This window comes from Pseudomonas sp. IT-P12 (assembly GCF_949767465.1).
In the GTDB taxonomy this organism is placed as follows: domain Bacteria; phylum Pseudomonadota; class Gammaproteobacteria; order Pseudomonadales; family Pseudomonadaceae; genus Aquipseudomonas.
Genome location: NZ_CATKPY010000023.1, coordinates 333,070 through 350,425 on the forward strand (window position 1 = coordinate 333,070; position 17,356 = coordinate 350,425).

A 17,356-nucleotide genomic window follows, 5' to 3' on the forward strand; every position below is an offset into this window, starting at 1 on the left:
AGCTGAAGCCCCCGAGCTTTTGCCGAGCAGGAAAACGGCCCGCTTCCTTTTGGAGGCGGGCCGTTTTTTTGTGTGCGGGAGTGGCGGTTGAAGTTTTTTGAGGTTTGTCTGTAGTTCGTCCTTTCGGGTTTCGAACGAAAAATCTCTATAACAACCGGACCCATCTGTTTTTCCTGTCCCGGCAATCACAGCCGTTTGCACTCATGCAGAATCCCTCGCTTTCATTTTGCAGAGACACATCGGATGTTCGCTCTTGCTAATCAACCGCGCTTCACACTGACCGTGGAGGGCAACCCGCATGAATTCAAGGTGCTTGAGTTCACTGGCAAGGAAGCCATCAGCCAGCCTTTCCGTTTTGACCTGGAGCTGGTCAGTACCCGGCCGGATATCGAGCTTGAAACGGTGCTGCACCGTCAGGCGTTTCTACGATTCGATGCGCGAGGCGCCGGCGTTCACGGTCAGATCTTTCGCGTAGGCCAGGGCGATTCCGGAGGGCGTCTGACGCGCTATCAGGTCAGCCTTGTTCCGCGTCTGGCCTACCTCGATCGACGCATCAATCAGCGGATCTTCCAGCACAAAAGCGTGCCGGCGATCGTGACGCAGATCCTCGAGGAACATGGCATTTTGCGCGACGCGTTCGAGTTCCGGCTTGGCAGTGAATACGCCGCCCGCGAGTATTGCGTGCAATACGCTGAAAGCGACCTCGCGTTCATCCAGCGGCTCTGTGCCGAGGCTGGCATTCACTACCACTTCCAGCACAGCCCCGACGGACACCTGCTGGTGTTTGGTGATGACCAGACGTTTTTCCCCCGTTTGCCGACATCCACGCCCTATGTGCCCGGCAGTGCGATGGCCGCCGATAGCCCCGCGATCCAGCGCTTCAGCGTGCGCCTGGAGACCCGCGCGACGGCGGTCACCCTGCGTGATTACGACTTCCACAAGCCTCGTTTGCAACTGGAAAGCCGCAGCGACAACCAACAACTGCCGACCCTGGAGCACTACCACTTTCCCGGCCGGTTCACTGACCGGGAGCAGGGCAAGGATCTGGCGCGACGAAGGTTGGAGCGGCACAACGCGGACTACCGCCAGGCTGAAGGTCGCAGTGATGAGCCCGCCCTGGTCACTGGGCATTTCCTGCGCCTGAGCGAACACCCGCGCCAGGCGTGGAATGACTTGTGGCTGATCACGGCCATCGAGCACCGCGGTCGACAGCCGCAGGTGCTGGAAGAGTTGGCCGGCAGCGAAGGGGTGGATGATTTTCAGGGCTATCGCAACACGTTTCTGGCCACACCCTGGGAGGTGTTCTTTCGTCCGCCGGCGATCGGAAAACCCCTGGTGGCGGGTTATCAATCGGCGGTCGTGACCGGCCCTGCGGACAGGGAGATCCACTGCGACGAGTTCGGACGGGTCAAGGTTCAACTGGCCTGGGACCGTGAGGGTCGGCGCGATGAACATTCCAGTTGCTGGCTGCGCGTGGCCACGGGCTGGGCCCATGACGATTATGGTCTCGTACTGACGCCCCGGGTGGGCATGGAGGTGCTGGTGGGGTTCGTCGATGGCGACGTCGACAAGCCGGTCGTCATGGGGTGCCTGACCAATGGCGCCAACCCGGCGCCCCTGAACCTGCCAGCGGACAGCACCCGCAGCATTTTCCGCAGCCGGAGCAGTCCGGGTGGCCGGGGCAGCAACGAAATCCGCATTGAAGACCGCGCCGGTGCCGAGGAGGTCTATGTGCGGGCCCAGCGAAACTGGACCCAGCATGTGCTGAGCGATCTGAATCTGCAGGTCGACAGCCAGCGCAGTGCGGTGATCGGTGCAAACGATACCCTGCATGTTCGTGGCGACCGGCACATTCGTATCGACAACCAGACGGTCAAGGCGAGCGGGCAATGGCATGTCGGTGCCGGTCGGCAAGTGGTCATCGACGGCGGCGCCAACGCTACGATTCAGGCCGGCGGGCACTGGATCAATATTGGCCCGGCAGGCATCTTCAGCAGCGTGCCGATCCAGCTCGGCGGGGCGCCGATGCCGGCATTGGGCGCCTCGACCGCTCAACGAGCGTTGGTGCCGCTCAGCGCAGCTCAGATCCTGAGCCTGAAAAGCGATGCGCCATTCTGCGAAGAGTGTGAGCGCTGCAAGGAGGGTGTCTGTGCAGCCTGAACGTCTGTCGCCCTACGATTGGCTGCTGCGTCAGCCGCTTGCGCCAGGCGAGCAGGTGTTTGCGGTTTTCGGCGAGGCCAGTTCCGCCGAGCCGTTCAACGCCTGGTGCCGATCCAGCCCGGTGCACGCGCCCACCGCGCTCTGGTCGGGCACGGCTTACGCCGAGTGGCGCGCGGTAATGCCCTATGTCGCCCTTGTTGATGTCGACGGTGGTTTTCTGCAGTGGGTCGCCACGACCACGTCGGCCGATTGGGGTTGGCTGCTGGTTTCATCGGTGCCTCAAGAACAATTGGTCGAGCATCTGCGAAGCCTGACTCAGGTGCTGTTACCTGACGGGAGGGCTGTCTTTTTTCGCTTCTGGGACGGGCGCTTCCTGCGCTCGATCATTCAATGCGCAGAGGTTGATGCGCCTGATTTGCTGCCGGCGGTGACGCGTTGCCTGATCAATGGTCAGGGGTTCGAGATCGGTGCAGGCGTGCAGAAAACCCCGCGGGATTTTCCGTGGTGGCGGGTTCCCGACACGCTGCTGGAACAACTCGGCGAACATTCCAATATGACGTTACTGAACAACTTGCTGCAGTGGTTGAGTGAGGAGCGTCCCGATGTGTTCGAAGCGTTTTCCGAGAGTGTTTTACGGCGCAAGGTTGCGAACTTCCTGGCGCAGCCCGGCCTGCCGCCCGCGCCTGAATCGGCATTGGTGGCGTTTCTCGCAGCGGAGCTGGGCTGATCAGCAGCGGTGGGGCCCGGGCGGCCGTTTCCAGTGGGCATGACCGCTGTGCGACTGCCCGCTCGGCTGCGAAGCCCTGACGTTCGCCGCTGTACGAGGTAAACTCCCCGGCCTTCGCAGGAGCAATCATGAATTATCGTCACGCCTTCCATGCCGGCAATCACGCCGATGTGTTCAAACACCTGACTTTGACCCGCCTCATCGCCCTGATGTCGCGCAAGGAGCAGCCGTTTGCCTATCTCGATACGCACGCCGGTATTGGTCTGTATGACCTGCAAGGCGATCAGGCGAGCCGTACCGGCGAGTACCTGGAAGGCATTGCACGGTTGTGGGGGCAGCCGGACCTGCCGGCGCTGACCGCCGATTACATGAAGGTGCTGCACGACATGAACCCGGATGGCCAGTTGCGCTATTACCCGGGGTCGCCCGAGTTGGCGCGGCGGCTGACACGCCCGCAGGATCGGGTGATGCTCAATGAGAAGCACCCCGAAGACGGTGTGTTGCTCAAGGACAACATGGCCGGCGACCGACGGGTGAAAGTGCACCTGGGCGAAGGCTGGCATGTGGCGCGCGCGATGTTGCCGGTGCAGGAGAAGCGGGCGGTGATGTTGATCGACCCGCCGTTTGAACAACTGGATGAAATGCAGCGCTGTGCCGCGTCGTTGAAGGAAGCGGTGGGCCGGATGCGCCAGACCGTGGCGGCGATCTGGTACCCGGTGAAGGACCAGCGTCTGTTGCGTCGCTTCTACCAGGACCTGGCGGGCACGGGCGCTCCCAAGTTGTTGCGGGTGGAGTTGCTGGTGCATCCGCTGGACACGCCGAACAGCCTGAACGGTTCCGGGTTGGCGATTGCCAATCCACCGTGGGGGCTGGAAGAGGAATTGCGCGAGCTGCTGCCGTGGCTGTCCGAGAAACTGGGACAGACCCAGGGCGGATGGAAAATGGATTGGTTGATCGCGGAGTAGCGGGTCATCTGCAGGAGCGAGGATGCTCGTTCCTGCAGGAGCGCGTGGAAGCGGTTTATATCGGGCAAGTCACGCCGGTACCGCCAATCCCGCAATAGCCTTCCGGGTTCTTGGCCAGGTACTGCTGGTGGTAGGCCTCGGCGAAGAATACGGTCGGGGCTTCGGCGATTTCGGTGGTGATGGTGCCTTGGCCGGCCTTCGTCAGCTCAGCCTGGAACACGTCTTTGCTGCGTTCGGCGGCGGCGAGTTGAGCCGGGTGGGTGGCGTAGATCACCGAGCGGTACTGGGTGCCGATATCGTTGCCCTGGCGCATCCCTTGAGTCGGGTTGTGCAGTTCCCAGAACATCTTCAGCAGCTCCTCGTAGCTGACTTTCTCCGGCTCGTAGACCACCAGCACCACTTCGCTGTGGCCGGTCAGGCCCGAGCAGACTTCCTCGTACGTCGGATTCGGCGTCAGGCCGCCAGCGTAACCCACCGCCGTGCTGACCACGCCTTCGCGCTGCCAGAAACGACGTTCCGCGCCCCAGAAGCAGCCCAGGCCGAAGATCGCAAACTCGACGTTGCTGGAAAACGGGCCCAGCAGCGGCGTGTCGTTGACGAAGTGTTTTTCCGGCAGGGTCATTGGGGTTTCGCGGCCAGGCAGAGCTTGTTCTTTGGTAGGTAGCACGTTTTTGTTCACCAGGATTTCCGAGCGCAAGACCATGATCAGCCCCCTCAGTCAGGTTGAAATGTGAATAAACAGGACGTCAGTTTGCCCGAGAGTCGCGCCGCTGTCAGGCGATAGGGCCACGTGGGTAGCGTTTGAGCTTGTCGATCAGCTCGGAGCCCGGGATCGGCCGGTCGAACAGGTAGCCCTGGCCGACGTCGCAGCGATGACGGCGCAGGAACGCCAACTGCTCGGCGGTCTCGATGCCTTCGGCCACGACCTTGAGTTTCAGGTTGTGGGCCATGGCGATCACCGCGGAGGTGATTTCCATGTCGTCCTGGTTGTCCGGGATCTCGTGAATGAAGCTTCGATCGATCTTGATGATGTCGATGGGGAATTTTTTCAAGTAACTGAGCGACGAGTAACCGGTGCCGAAGTCGTCCATGGCCAGGGTCAGGCCCAGGCGCTTGAGCTGGTCGAGCTGCAGGTGGGTGTCTTCGGTGGCTTCCAGCAGCAGGCCTTCGGTCAGTTCCAGTTCCAGCAGGCTGGGCGGCAGCGCCTCTTCCTTGAGGATGTTGGCGATCGAGGACACCAGGTCCGGGTCGGAGAACTGCTTGGGCGACAGGTTGATCGCCACCTGCAGGTTGCCCAGGCCGGCGGCCGTCAGGTCCTTGCTCATGCGGCAGGCCTGGCGGGCAATCCACTTGCCGATGGGGATGATCAGGCCGGTTTCTTCGGCAACGCTGATGAATTGGTCCGGGCGGATCATGCCCTTTTCCGGGTGGTTCCAGCGCAGCAGCGCTTCCATGCCCAGCAGGCGACCGCTGCGCAGGCAGAGCTTGGGCTGGTAGAACACGTCCAGTTCGTTTTGGGTCAGGGCGCGACGCAGGTTGTTCTCGACGAACAATTTGTAGCTGGCCTCGGCGTTCAGTGCTTCGGTGAACACCTGCACCTGGTGCTTGCCGTTGGCCTTGGCCTTGTGCAGTGCGAGGCCGGCGTTGCGCATCAGTGTCTGCGGGTCGCGGCCGTGCAGGGGCGCGCAAGCCAGGCCGACGGAACCGGTGACGCTGATCAACTGGTTGTCGACGAACATCGGTTTGTCGAGGGTCGCCAGCAGTTGATTGGCCACTTGCTGGCCCGATGTAAGGTCGGTGTTGTCCAGCAGTACAGCGAATTCGTTACTGGCAAAGCGCGCCAGGCTGCCGCTCGAGGACAGGCTGTTGCGCAGGCGTCGAGCCAGGCTGATCAGCAGTTTGTCGCCGGTCTGGTGGCCGAGGCTGTCGTTGATCCGCTTGAAGTTGTCGATGTCCACCAGCAACAGGCTGATGGGCGTATCGCTGTCCCGGGCGAAGCGTTCATCGAGGTTGCGGATGAAGGCCGGGCGGTTGCCCAGGTTGGTCAGGTTGTCGGTGTAGGCCAGGCGTTCGATGCGCTGCTGGGCGAGCTTGGTCTGGGTGATGTCTTCGTAGATGCCGATGTAATGTGTCAGCTCGCGGTTGTCGCCGTACACCTTGGAGATCGACAACTGACCCCAGTAGGGTTCGAGGTTTTTGCGCCGGCTCTTGAACTCGCCCTGCCAACTGTTGCTCTTGGCCAGCGAAGAGGGCGCATCGAACAGCAGTTCACTGAGGTTTTCCAGGGCTGGCAGTTCCGCCAGTCTCTGGCCGTGGACTTCTTCGGTGCTGTACTGGGTGATCGCGGTGAAGCTCGGGTTGACGTACTCCACCACGCCGTCGCAGTTGACCAGCAGAAAGGCGTTGGCGCTCTGCTCGACCGCACGCTGGAACAGGTGCAGGGCGCTGGTCGCGGTGCGACGGTTGTGGTTGTTGATGACCTGGGCGAACTGGTCGGCCAACTCGCCGGCGAAGGCGATTTCGTCGGACTGCCAGGCGCGGGTTTCACCGGATTGTTCCAGGCAGAGCACGCCGACCACCTGGCCATCGATGCGGATGCTGGCGTCGAGCATCGCGTTCACGTCGCGCTGGCGCAGGGCCTCGGCCATTTCCCGGGTGCGCGGGTCACGAATGGCATTGTGCGCATCGATTGCACGGCTGCCGTGCAGTGCCTCCATGTAGTCGGGGAAGCTGCTGATGTCGATGGCGTCTGGCAGCTCGTAGGTCTGCGTGGTGCGGTGATACGCCGAAATCGGCACCAGCATCGAGCCCTCGAGGTTCCACAGGCTGGCGCAATCGATCTGGTAGATGTCGCAGGCGCTGCGGGTGATCAGTTCGGCGGCTTCCTGAAGGGAGTTGCCGGTGCTGTAGCGCTGGCGCGTCAGCAGCAGGATCAGGTCTTGCTGGGCGCGGACCCGGTCCAGGTGCAGGAGTTGTTCCTGCTGGGCGCGCTGATTGAGCTCCAGGGCGATCTGCAGTCGGCTGTTCTGGGTCTCCAGGTCCACTGCCGGCAGCAGGGGTTCGCCCTCGAAGATGCCGTCGACCACCATCAGGTAGCCGCGTAGCAGGTGTCGATTGTGTTGTTTGTAGGCTTCGCCCAGTTCCAGCAGGCTCAAGGTGCCTGCGGCGGTGTGCAGGGTGTAGCGGACCAGGTAATGCGTGTTGTTGGCGAGTTGCTGCTGGATGGCGTCATGCAACTGATAGCGCGCCTCCGGCTCCATCAGGCTGGCGTAGGGGGATCCGACCAGGGCGCACAGTTCCACCGCCGGAAGGCCGAACTGTCGCTCGCAATTGGGATCGAGAAACAGCAGTGCCCAGCTTGGTTCATTCAGCCGCTCGAAACGCAGCATGCCGAGCCGCGAGGGCACCGGTAACTGCGTCACTACCTCGGCCACCATACGGCTGGCGGCATCGGGTTGGCTTTTCATGGAAGGAAACTCGCTTCGAATGTGCTGATCGCGCCGGGCTCTCGCCCTCTTTACTGTTGCCTGCGGCAAGGTTGCATCATTGCGACACTGACTGACAAGAGACATGAAGGCCAAGTGCTATAAGAATATGTCGGCAGAGACGCAGATTTCTTCAGTTGGCCGTGAAAACCGGTGCATTTGGCCATTCCCACATTAACGCAACGTGATGTTCAGGGTTTGCACCGGCCTGCCGCATCGATCGTGGTAAGTCACGCGAAGCTGTCCGGACTCGACCAGCAGATGGGCGAAGTTGTCCTGACTGATCACGGCGCTGGTCAATTGATGCCGGTAGTCGCCAGCGGGCGTTCGGGCCAGTGGTTGGTCGAGCATGAACGTGGACGTCCTGGCATAGGGCAACAACCGGCTGTTGCACAGCGGCGATGAGACGATGGTGTGGACTTCGAAGTGAGGGTCTTCGCTGTGCGTCAGCCGGCTGGTCAGCGAACCGTGGACATCGCCGCAGACGAAGAAGACATTTTTGACCCGGTGTGTGCGAATGGTCTCCAGCAACCGTAGTCGTTGCTCCGGGAATCCTTTCCAGGCGTCTTCACCCAGTTTTCTGCGGTCGGGATAGAACATCACGCTGGTGACCACGAATTTGACCCGCGCCGGGCTGTGGATCAACCAGTTGCACAAGGCGTGCTCCTGCTCTTCGTCGAGGATGCGCCGGTTGCCGGCGGTCAGGTTGCGCCGGGTCCGGCTGTCGGTGACGAACCATTCGATATCACCGTTGGCAAACTGGTACCAGTAGCGTTCCAGTCGGTGATTGATCCTTCCATCCGCAAGCAGTTCATGGGCCGGGCTGTGGCTGGCCTGGTACAACTCGTACGCGGCGATCGCGTTGTTGTACAGGTGATCGTCGTGCCGACCTTTGTTGGCTGGCCAGTTGTCTTCGATTTCGTGGTCGTCGAGGATCATGTAGGTGGGGATGCCGGACATCAGTCTGGCAATGTGCGGTTGGGAAAAGGCCGTGCGGTACTTGCTCAGTATTTCCTTGTATTCGCGGTCAGGCGCAATGATGTTCAGGTCGTCGATGTAGACCTGGTCGCCGGTCATCATCAGCGCATTGATCGGCGTGGTGCTGCGCTGCGCCAGGTCGTTGATCGAGGCGAAGATCCGGTCACCCCGATGCGGCAGCGAAGGTACGCCGGCGGTCATCCGCAGGTAACGGCACGAACCCACGATGTACCCCCTCGGTACGGCGGTGCTGCCTGAGTGAGTACTGAAACGATAGATTTCCCTCGGCCATTGCAGGGGCAGTTCCCGGATCGACTCCACGGTGTGCACCGGGCTTGTCGGGCTGAACCAGCCCGCCTGGTACTCGTACGCGGTATTGGCGGCGAGCTGGTTCAGGATCATGACGTCGCACATGTCACGCCTCTTCGTCAGTTGGCTGAACACACCGCTGGACCAGCGAAGCTCACCGCTGCGTCGATAACGCAGGCCGGCAAATACCGGGGCGTTGCCGGATTCACCGCGCAGGAAAATCCGCGCGTGATGGGGCGTCGTGTGGCCAATGATCGGGCCGACGGTGGGTTTGAACAGGTGCGGATTCATTCGAAGCAGTACTCGCTGGGCCAGTGGACTGTCAGGTGCGCTGCGGTGAGCGCGTCTGGCCCCCAGACTAGAGATTGGCTCGCAAGAAATACCGACGTGAAGTGGACGGGTGATGTGGGGGGTGTAAGCCGCGCGTGTAGGACATGGCGCCCTACGTTCTCCGTCATCTGTAGGAGCAAGCTGGCTCGCGTGGGTCGTGGGTCTGGACGTTTTTTGCGAGCAAGCCCGCTCCTGCAGACAGATGAGGGAAATCCAGGGCAAAAAAAAGCCCCGCCAAATTGACGGGGTTGAGGTACGAGCGTGGCGCTCGAAAAACAGCGAACGCGACAGGCCCTCCGGTGAAGGAGGGCCTGACGGTGTTACAGCAGGATGGTGCGGATGTCCGCCAGCAGATCGCTCAGGCGCTTGGTGAAGCGCGCAGCCGCAGCGCCGTTGATCACGCGGTGATCGTAGGACAGCGACAGAGGCAGCATCAGCTTCGGCTGGAAGGCTTTGCCGTCCCAGACTGGCTGGATGGTTGCCTTGGAAACACCGAGGATCGCCACTTCCGGCGCGTTGACGATCGGCGTGAAGCCGGTGCCGCCAATGTGGCCGAGGCTGGAAATGGTGAAGCAGGCACCTTGCATCTCATCCGACGAGAGCTTCTTGGTCCGGGCTTTCTCGGCCAGGGAAGCGGCCTCGGCGGCCAGTTGCAGCAGGCTCTTCTGGTCGACGTTCTTGATGACCGGTACCAGCAGGCCATCCGGGGTGTCGACGGCGAAGCCGATGTTCACGTATTTCTTGCGGATGATCGCCTTGCCGCTCGGTGCCAGCGAGCTGTTGAAGTCCGGCAGTTCCTTGAGCAGGTGAGCGCAGGACTTGAGCAGCAGCGGCAGGATGGTCAGCTTGACGCCGGCCTTCTCTGCGACGGCTTTCTGGGCGTTACGGAACGCTTCGAGCTCGGTGATATCCGCCGAGTCGAATTGCGTCACGTGCGGCACGTTGAGCCAGCTGCGGTGCAGGTTGGCGGCGCCGACCTGCATCAGGCGGGTCATCGGCACTTCTTCGATTTCACCGAAGCGGCTGAAGTCCACGACCGGGATTGGCGGAATGCCCGCGCCGCCGGTGGCGCCGGCAGCAGCGGCCGGTGCTTCCTTGGCCTTCTGCATCATGGTCTTGACGTAAGCCTGCACGTCTTCCTTGAGGATGCGACCGTGCGGACCGCTGGCGCCGACAGCGCTCAACTCGACGCCGAACTCACGAGCCAGTTGACGCACGGCCGGGCCGGCGTGAACTTTGGCGCCGGGCTTGGCAGGCGCAGCAGCGGGAGCGGCCGCCACAGGTGCGGCAGCAGGAGCAGCGGCGGCAGCTGCCGGTGCAGGCGCGCTCGGAGCGGCAGCGGCCGGCGCGGCACCTTTGACCTTGAGCTTGAGGATCAGGTCGCCTGTGCCAACTTCGTCATCGAGCTTGATGGAAACGCTTTCCACCACGCCAGCGGCAGGCGATGGAATTTCCATGCTCGCCTTGTCGGACTCCAGGGTGATCAGCGACTGGTCGGCTTCGACGCTGTCGCCGGCCTTGACCAGCACTTCGATGATCTTGGCCTTGCCCGCCGAACCGATGTCCGGCACATGGATGTCCTGAACGCTGTCGGCAACCGGTGCGGCCGGAGCGGCAGCGGCAGGTGCCGGAGCTGCGGCCGCCGGGGCAGCAGCCTGGGCTGGCGCGGCCGCAGCAGGCGCCGCAGCACCCGCCACTTCCAGGTCCAGAATCAGGTCACCGGTGCCGACTTCGTCGTTGAGCTTGACGCTGATGGCCTTGACCACGCCAGCGGCAGGCGATGGAATCTCCATGCTCGCCTTGTCGGATTCCAGGGTGATCAGCGACTGGTCCGCCTCGACGGTGTCGCCGACCTTGACCTGGATCTCGATGATCTGGGCCTTGCCCGACGAACCGATGTCCGGCACGTGCACCTGCTGGACCGAAGCGGCCGCTGGTGCAGCGGCAGGAGCAGCCGGTGCTGGAGCAGCGGCCGGTTTTTCCTCGGCTTTTGCTGCCGGTGCGGCGGCAGGCGCGGGGGCCGCAGCAGCGGCACCTTCGACTTCCAGCTCCAGCAGTTCGTCGCCTTCTTTCAGGCGATCGCCCAGCTTCACTTTCAGGCTCTTGATGATACCGGCCTTCGGCGCAGGCACTTCCATGCTCGCCTTGTCCGACTCCAGCGTCAGGATGCTCTGGTCGGCTTCGATACGGTCGCCGACCTTCACAAACAGTTCAATTACTTCACCTTCACCGCTGCCGATGTCAGGTACGCGAATGAGTTCGCTCACGGAATCTCTCCTCAGCAGTCCAGTGGGTTGCGTTTTTCCGGGTCGATCCCGAACTTGGTGATGGCTTCAGACACCACTTTAGGTTCGATATCACCACGGTCAGCCAGTGCTTCAAGGGCTGCCAACACCACGAAATGACGGTCGACTTCGAAGAAATGACGCAGTTTCTTGCGGCTGTCGCTGCGACCGAAGCCGTCGGTGCCCAGGACTTTGAATTCCTTGGACGGCACCCACTGACGGATCTGCTCGGCGAACAGTTTCATGTAGTCGGTGGAGGCGATGACCGGACCTTTACGGCCGTTCAGGCACTCTTCGACGTAGCTCAGCTTGGGCTTCTGACCCGGGTGCAGGCGGTTGGTGCGCTCGACGGCCAGGCCGTCGCGACGCAGTTCGTTGAAGCTGGTCACGCTCCAGACGTCGGCGCCGACGTTGAACTCTTCGCGCAGGATCTTCGCCGCTTCACGGACTTCACGCAGGATGGTGCCGGAGCCCATCAGCTGAACGTGGTGCGCCGCATCGCGGGTGTCTTCTTCAAGCAGGTACATGCCCTTCTTGATGCCTTCCTCGGCACCGGCCGGCATGGCTGGCTGCTGGTAGGACTCGTTCATCACGGTGATGTAGTAGAAGACGTCCTGTTGCTCTTCGGTCATCTTCTTCATGCCGTCCTGGATGATCACCGCCAGCTCGTAGCCGTAGGTTGGATCATAGGTGCGGCAGTTCGGGATGGTGGCAGCCAGCAGGTGGCTGTGGCCGTCTTCGTGCTGCAGGCCTTCACCGTTGAGGGTGGTGCGGCCGGCGGTACCGCCGATCAGGAAACCACGGGTGCGGCTGTCGCCAGCGGCCCAGGCCAGGTCACCGATACGCTGGAAGCCGAACATCGAGTAGAAGATGTAGAACGGCAGCATCGGCTGGTTGTGGCTGGAGTACGAAGTACCGGCAGCGATGAAGGAGCTCATGGCGCCCGCTTCGTTGATGCCTTCTTCGAGGATCTGGCCCTTCTTGTCTTCCTTGTAGAACATCACCTGGTCTTTATCGACTGGCTCGTAGAGCTGGCCGACGGACGAGTAGATGCCCAACTGGCGGAACATGCCTTCCATACCGAAGGTACGGGCTTCGTCCGGGATGATCGGGACGATGCGCGGGCCGATTTCCTTGTCCTTGACCAGTTGCGCGAGGATCCGCACGAAGGCCATGGTGGTGGAGATTTCACGGTCGCCGGAGCCGTCGAGGATGGCCTTGAGGGTATCCAGGTCCGGCGTTGGTACGCTGAAGCTCTGCGCGCGGCGCTGTGGCACGAAACCGCCCAGTGCGGCACGGCGCTCGCTCAGGTAGCGGGCTTCGGCGCTGTTTGGCTCGGGCTTGAAGAACGGCAGGTTTTCCAGCTCTTCGTCCTTGACCGGAATGTCGAAGCGATCGCGGAACAGCTTCAGGCTGTCGACATCGACTTTCTTGGTGTTGTGCGCGGTGTTTTTCGCTTCGCCGGCACCGGTGCCATAACCCTTGATGGTCTTGGCCAGGATGACGGTAGGCTGGTCCTTGTGGTTGACCGCCTGGTGGTACGCCGCGTAGACCTTGTACGGGTCGTGGCCGCCACGGTTGAGCTTCCAGATCTCGTCGTCGGACAGGTCGGCAACCATCGCCTTGAGTTCTGGCGTGTTGAAGAAATGTTCACGCACGAACGCGCCGTCTTTGGCTTTGTAGTTCTGGTACTCGCCGTCGATGACTTCGTCCATGCGGCGTTGCAGGATGCCGTCGACGTCCTTGGCCAGCAGTGGGTCCCAGAAACGGCCCCAGATGACTTTGGAAACGTTCCACTGAGCACCGCGGAACACGCCTTCGAGTTCCTGGATGATCTTGCCGTTGCCGCGAACCGGGCCGTCGAGGCGCTGCAGGTTGCAGTTGATGACGAAGATCAGGTTGTCGAGCTTCTCGCGGCCAGCCAGCGAGATCGCGCCCAGGGATTCCGGCTCGTCGCACTCGCCGTCGCCCAGGAAACACCAGACTTTCTGCTTGCCGGCAGGGATGAAGCCGCGGGCTTCCAGGTACTTCATGAAGCGCGCCTGGTAGATCGCCTGGATCGGACCCAGACCCATCGATACGGTCGGGAACTGCCAGAAATCAGGCATCAGCCAAGGGTGCGGGTAGGACGACAGGCCCTGACCGTCCACTTCCTGGCGGAAGTTGTTCATCTGCTCTTCGCTGATGCGGCCTTCCATGAAGGCGCGGGCGTAGACGCCTGGCGAGGTGTGGCCCTGGAAGTAGATCAGGTCGCCGCCATGTTCGTCGGTCGGGGCCTGGAAGAAGTAGTTGAAGCCGATGTCGTACAGGGTGGCGCTGGAGGCGAAGCTGGAGATGTGACCGCCCAGGTCAGAATCTTTCAGGTTCGTACGCATCACCATGGCCATCGCGTTCCAGCGTACCAGCGAGCGAATGCGGCGTTCCATGAACAGGTCGCCAGGCATGCGTGCTTCGTGGGTAACGGGGATGGTGTTGCGGTATGGCGTGGTGATGGCGTAAGGCAATTGCGAACCGCTGCGGGTTGCGAGTTCGCCCATACGGGTCATCAGATAGTGAGCACGGTCTTCGCCTTCTTTGTCGAGAACCGATTCCAGGGCGTCCAGCCATTCCTGGGTTTCGACGGGATCGAGGTCTTGCATGGCTTGCTCCAGGGCGGAAAGGCTACCAGAATCGGTTGCCTGAGTGAGCGACTGGCCTTGTGGGCAGACGTTATGAATTCTTGGATTGCCGAGAGGTAGGTTCCGGCGGCGTGTAGTTTTACTACAAATCATCGGGCATTTCAGCTATCCGAATGTATATACGAGTAGTAAAACTACAGGTGAGCGGCTTGTGGCCTCCGGCTACGTTGTGAGAATAATCGTTAAGGTTGGTCTTTTGCCAACCAAAAAAGGTGAAAGCTTGATGCTGACTGCCAAAAATGAAGAAATTTCAGCTATTTCTAACCTTTGTTCGACAGTCGATCAGGTAGTGCGAACTGAAAAATCACTACATGCAGCCTTCCACACGCCGATCAAGGATAGACCATGAGCCTGCCTTCGCTTGCCGAACTTCCCGGCATTCTCCTGCCGTTTGTCACCCGTGCCGAGCAGTCGTTCCGAGCGGCTGTCGAGGCGCTCGAGGACGACCATGGCCTGGCCGGCTGGACCGCCGAACGCTGGGCGCAATTTGCCCGCGTCACCGCTGCCAGCGATTTCGTCATTGAACAGAGTGTTCGTGACCCTTTGATGTTGCTGGCGCTGGTGCAGTCCGGTGAGCTGGATCGTCCTTACGCCCCCGGCGAGTTGTGCGCCCAGATTGCGGCGGCGGTGAATGCCGCGCAAACCGAAGATGAACTCGGTCGTGCCCTGCGTCGCCAGCGTACCCGTCATCAGGTGCGGATCATCTGGCGCGACCTGACCCGTCAGGCCGACCTGGTCCAGACCTGCCGCGATCTGTCGGACATGGCCGATGCGAGCATCGACCAGGCCTACCAGTGGTTGTACACGCGGCATTGCGAGCAATTCGGCGTGCCCACCGGCCGGCGCAGCGGCGAACCGCAGCAGATGGTCATTCTCGGCATGGGCAAGCTGGGCGCGGTCGAGTTGAACCTGTCGTCGGACATCGACCTGATCTTCGCCTATCCCGAGGGCGGCGAAACCGTCGGGGTGAAACGCTCGCTGGATAACCAGGAATTCTTCATCCGTCTCGGCCAGCGCCTGATCAAGGCGCTGGACCCGATGACCGTCGACGGTTTTGTGTTCCGGGTCGACATGCGCTTGCGACCTTACGGCTCGTCGGGCGCTCTGGTGCTCAGCTTCAATGCGCTGGAGCAGTATTACCAGGACCAGGGGCGTGACTGGGAACGCTACGCGATGATCAAGTCGCGGGTGGTGGCGGGCGATCAGGTCAGCGGTGCGCAATTGCAGGAAATGCTGCGCCCGTTCGTATACCGGCGCTACCTGGACTTCTCCGCCATCGAAGCGCTGCGCACCATGAAGCAGCTGATTCAGCAGGAAGTGCGGCGCAAGGGCATGGCCGACAATATCAAGCTTGGCTCCGGCGGTATCCGTGAAGTGGAGTTCATCGCCCAGGCGTTTCAGTTGATCCACGGCGGTCGCGACCTGAGCCTGCAACAACGTCCTCTATTAAAGGTGCTGGGCACGCTCGAAGGTCAGGGCTACCTGCCTCCCGCCGTGGTCAGCGAGCTGCGCGAAGGTTACGAATTCCTGCGCTACACCGAGCATGCGATCCAGGCGATTGCCGACCGCCAGACCCAGATGCTGCCGGACGGTGCGCAGGATCAGGCGCGAATTGCCTTCATGTTGGGTTTCGATGATTGGGCAGCGTTTCATGAGCGGCTGATGTACTGGCGCGGCCGGGTCGCCTGGCACTTCGGCCAGGTGATCGCCGATCCCGATGAAGACGCGGGTGCCGAAAGCGAAGTGGTGGTCGGCGGCGAATGGCTGCCGCTGTGGGAAGAGGCGCAGGACGAAGAGGCCGCCTGCCGCCAGTTGCAGGAGGGCGGTTTCAGCGATGCCGGCAAAGCCCTGAAAGCCTTGGCGGCGCTGCGCGGCAGCCCGCAACTGCGCGCAATGCAGCGTTTGGGGCGTGAGCGCCTGGATGCTTTCATTCCGCGGCTGCTGGCGCAGGCGGTGGAGCACAGCAATCCCGATCTGGTCCTGGAGCGTGTGTTGCCATTGGTGGAAGCGGTGGCCCGGCGTTCCGCGTACCTGGTGCTGCTGACCGAAAATCCCGGCGCGTTACGGCGTCTGCTGACCTTGTGCGCCGCGAGCCCGTGGATCGCCGAGCAGATCACCCGTTTCCCGCTGCTGCTCGACGAATTGCTCAACGAAGGCCGACTGTTCAAACCGCCGTTGGCGCCGGAGCTGGCCGCCGAATTGCGCGAGCGTCTGACACGAATCCCCGAGGATGACCTCGAGCAACAGATGGAGGCGTTGCGCCATTTCAAGCTGGCGCACCGCTTGCGGGTTGCCGCGTCGGAAATCGCCGGCCATCTGCCGTTGATGAAGGTCAGCGATTACCTGACCTGGCTGGCCGAGGCGATTCTCGAACAAGTGCTGGCCCTGGCCTGGCGCCAGACGGTGGCCAAGTACGGCACGCCGTTGCGCAACGACGGGACGTTGTGCGACCCGGGCTTCATTATTGTCGGTTATGGGAAAGTCGGCGGCCTGGAATTGGGGCATGGTTCCGACCTGGACCTGGTGTTCATTCACGATGGCGATCCGCAGGCGGAGACCGACGGCCCGAAATCCATCGACGGCGCGCAGTTCTTCACCCGGCTGGGGCAGCGGATCATTCATTTGCTCACGGCCCAGACCAACTCCGGCCAGTTGTATGAAGTGGACATGCGCCTGCGGCCATCCGGGGCGTCGGGGTTGCTGGTCAGTTCGCTGGGGGCGTTTGCCCGTTATCAGGAAAACGAAGCCTGGACCTGGGAGCATCAGGCCCTGGTGCGGGCGCGGGTGCTGGTGGGCAGCCAGGACGTCGGCCAAGCGTTCGAGCAGGTCAGGGCGGCTATCCTGGGCAAGGCGCGGGACCTTGCGACCCTGCGCCAGGAGGTCAGCGAGATGCGCGCCAAGATGCGCGACAACCTCGGCAGCAAGAGCACCGCGGCCGGTACTGCGGCGAATGCCTTCGAGGCCACGGCGCCGTTCGATCTCAAGCAGGACGCCGGAGGTATCGTCGATATTGAATTTATGGTGCAATACGCCGCCCTGGCGTGGTCCGAGACACACCCGCCATTGCTGCGCTGGACGGACAATATCCGCATTCTGGAAGAGCTGGAACACGAAGGGTTGATGCCCGTCGAAGACGCCAGCCTGTTGCGCGAGGCCTATAAAGCCTACCGTTCCGCCGCGCACCGGCAAGCCTTGCAGAAGGACCCGGGGGTGATACCCGGCGATCAGTTCGTGGACGAACGGCGACAGGTCATGAGGATCTGGCGTGATCTGGGGCTAAGCTGAAAAGCGCCAGTCGGGGCGATGATATTCAAATGTGGGGGCGAGCCTGCTCGCGATAGCGGAGTGACAGTCGACAGCAATGTTGAAGGTAATGACCCATCGCAAGCACGCATGCCCCTGCAGAGATTCACGAGGCGGGGAGGCGTATGCCTCCCCG

10 protein-coding genes are annotated in these 17,356 nt (G+C 61.9%); 5 read left to right on the top strand and 5 right to left on the bottom strand.

The window, feature by feature from the left end:
• Positions 1–243 precede the first annotated feature (243 nt).
• The 3 genes from ACM6IM_RS19775 to ACM6IM_RS19785 all read left to right on the top strand — a co-directional run bounded on the left by ACM6IM_RS19775 (position 244) and on the right by ACM6IM_RS19785 (position 3,852).
• Positions 244–2,160: a type VI secretion system tip protein VgrG gene (locus ACM6IM_RS19775; protein ID WP_414866084.1), complete on the top strand. Its 1,917-nt coding sequence runs from the start codon at positions 244–246 to the stop codon at positions 2,158–2,160.
• Positions 2,150–2,887, top strand: a complete 738-nt coding sequence (locus ACM6IM_RS19780) for a DUF4123 domain-containing protein (protein ID WP_414866085.1) — start codon at positions 2,150–2,152, stop codon at positions 2,885–2,887. The genes ACM6IM_RS19775 and ACM6IM_RS19780 overlap by 11 nt, the downstream gene beginning before the upstream one ends.
• Positions 2,888–3,015: 128 nt before the next feature.
• Positions 3,016–3,852, top strand: coding sequence for a 23S rRNA (adenine(2030)-N(6))-methyltransferase RlmJ (locus ACM6IM_RS19785; protein ID WP_201193775.1), 837 nt, complete (start codon positions 3,016–3,018; stop codon positions 3,850–3,852).
• Positions 3,853–3,907: 55 nt separating this feature from the next.
• Here the strand turns inward: ACM6IM_RS19785 and msrA are convergent, their stop codons facing one another.
• The 5 genes from msrA to aceE form a co-directional block, all read right to left on the bottom strand.
• The gene (msrA, locus tag ACM6IM_RS19790) at positions 3,908–4,555 is read right to left on the bottom strand and encodes a peptide-methionine (S)-S-oxide reductase MsrA (protein ID WP_192307646.1); all 648 of its coding nucleotides are present in this window, start codon (positions 4,553–4,555) and stop codon (positions 3,908–3,910) included.
• A gap of 70 nt (positions 4,556–4,625) precedes the next feature.
• On the bottom strand, positions 4,626–7,319 hold the full coding sequence (locus tag ACM6IM_RS19795; protein ID WP_192307647.1) for a GGDEF and EAL domain-containing protein: 2,694 nt from the start codon (positions 7,317–7,319) through the stop codon (positions 4,626–4,628).
• A gap of 192 nt (positions 7,320–7,511) precedes the next feature.
• Positions 7,512–8,903 carry an alkaline phosphatase D family protein gene (locus ACM6IM_RS19800; RefSeq protein ID WP_414866191.1) on the bottom strand — a complete coding sequence of 464 codons (1,392 nt, stop codon included), beginning with the start codon at positions 8,901–8,903 and terminating at the stop codon, positions 7,512–7,514.
• Between the two features lie 371 nt (positions 8,904–9,274).
• On the bottom strand, positions 9,275–11,221 hold the full coding sequence (aceF, locus tag ACM6IM_RS19805) for a dihydrolipoyllysine-residue acetyltransferase (protein WP_414866086.1): 1,947 nt from the start codon (positions 11,219–11,221) through the stop codon (positions 9,275–9,277).
• Between the two features lie 11 nt (positions 11,222–11,232).
• Positions 11,233–13,878, bottom strand: coding sequence for a pyruvate dehydrogenase (acetyl-transferring), homodimeric type (aceE, locus tag ACM6IM_RS19810; protein ID WP_192307649.1), 2,646 nt, complete (start codon positions 13,876–13,878; stop codon positions 11,233–11,235).
• A gap of 190 nt (positions 13,879–14,068) precedes the next feature.
• On the opposite strand from aceE, the gene ACM6IM_RS19815 reads away from it, so the two are divergent.
• Positions 14,069–14,266, top strand: coding sequence for a hypothetical protein (locus ACM6IM_RS19815; RefSeq protein ID WP_414866087.1), 198 nt, complete (start codon positions 14,069–14,071; stop codon positions 14,264–14,266).
• Entirely contained in the window at positions 14,263–17,202 is a 2,940-nt protein-coding gene (gene glnE / locus ACM6IM_RS19820; protein WP_414866088.1) for a bifunctional [glutamate--ammonia ligase]-adenylyl-L-tyrosine phosphorylase/[glutamate--ammonia-ligase] adenylyltransferase, read from the top strand. Before ACM6IM_RS19815 ends, glnE begins: the two co-directional genes overlap by 4 nt.
• Positions 17,203–17,356: the final 154 nt, after the last annotated feature.

Excerpts from the sequence above, each read along its gene's own strand:
- ACM6IM_RS19775 (WP_414866084.1), top strand. The coding sequence starts at position 244 with ATGTTCGCTCTTGCTAATCAACCGCGCTTCACACTGACCGTGGAGGGC.
- ACM6IM_RS19785 (WP_201193775.1), top strand. The coding sequence starts at position 3,016 with ATGAATTATCGTCACGCCTTCCATGCCGGCAATCACGCCGATGTGTTC.
- msrA (WP_192307646.1), bottom strand. The coding sequence starts at position 4,555 with ATGGTCTTGCGCTCGGAAATCCTGGTGAACAAAAACGTGCTACCTACC.
- ACM6IM_RS19795 (WP_192307647.1), bottom strand. The coding sequence starts at position 7,319 with ATGAAAAGCCAACCCGATGCCGCCAGCCGTATGGTGGCCGAGGTAGTG.
- aceE (WP_192307649.1), bottom strand. The coding sequence starts at position 13,878 with ATGCAAGACCTCGATCCCGTCGAAACCCAGGAATGGCTGGACGCCCTG.
- glnE (WP_414866088.1), top strand. The coding sequence starts at position 14,263 with ATGAGCCTGCCTTCGCTTGCCGAACTTCCCGGCATTCTCCTGCCGTTT.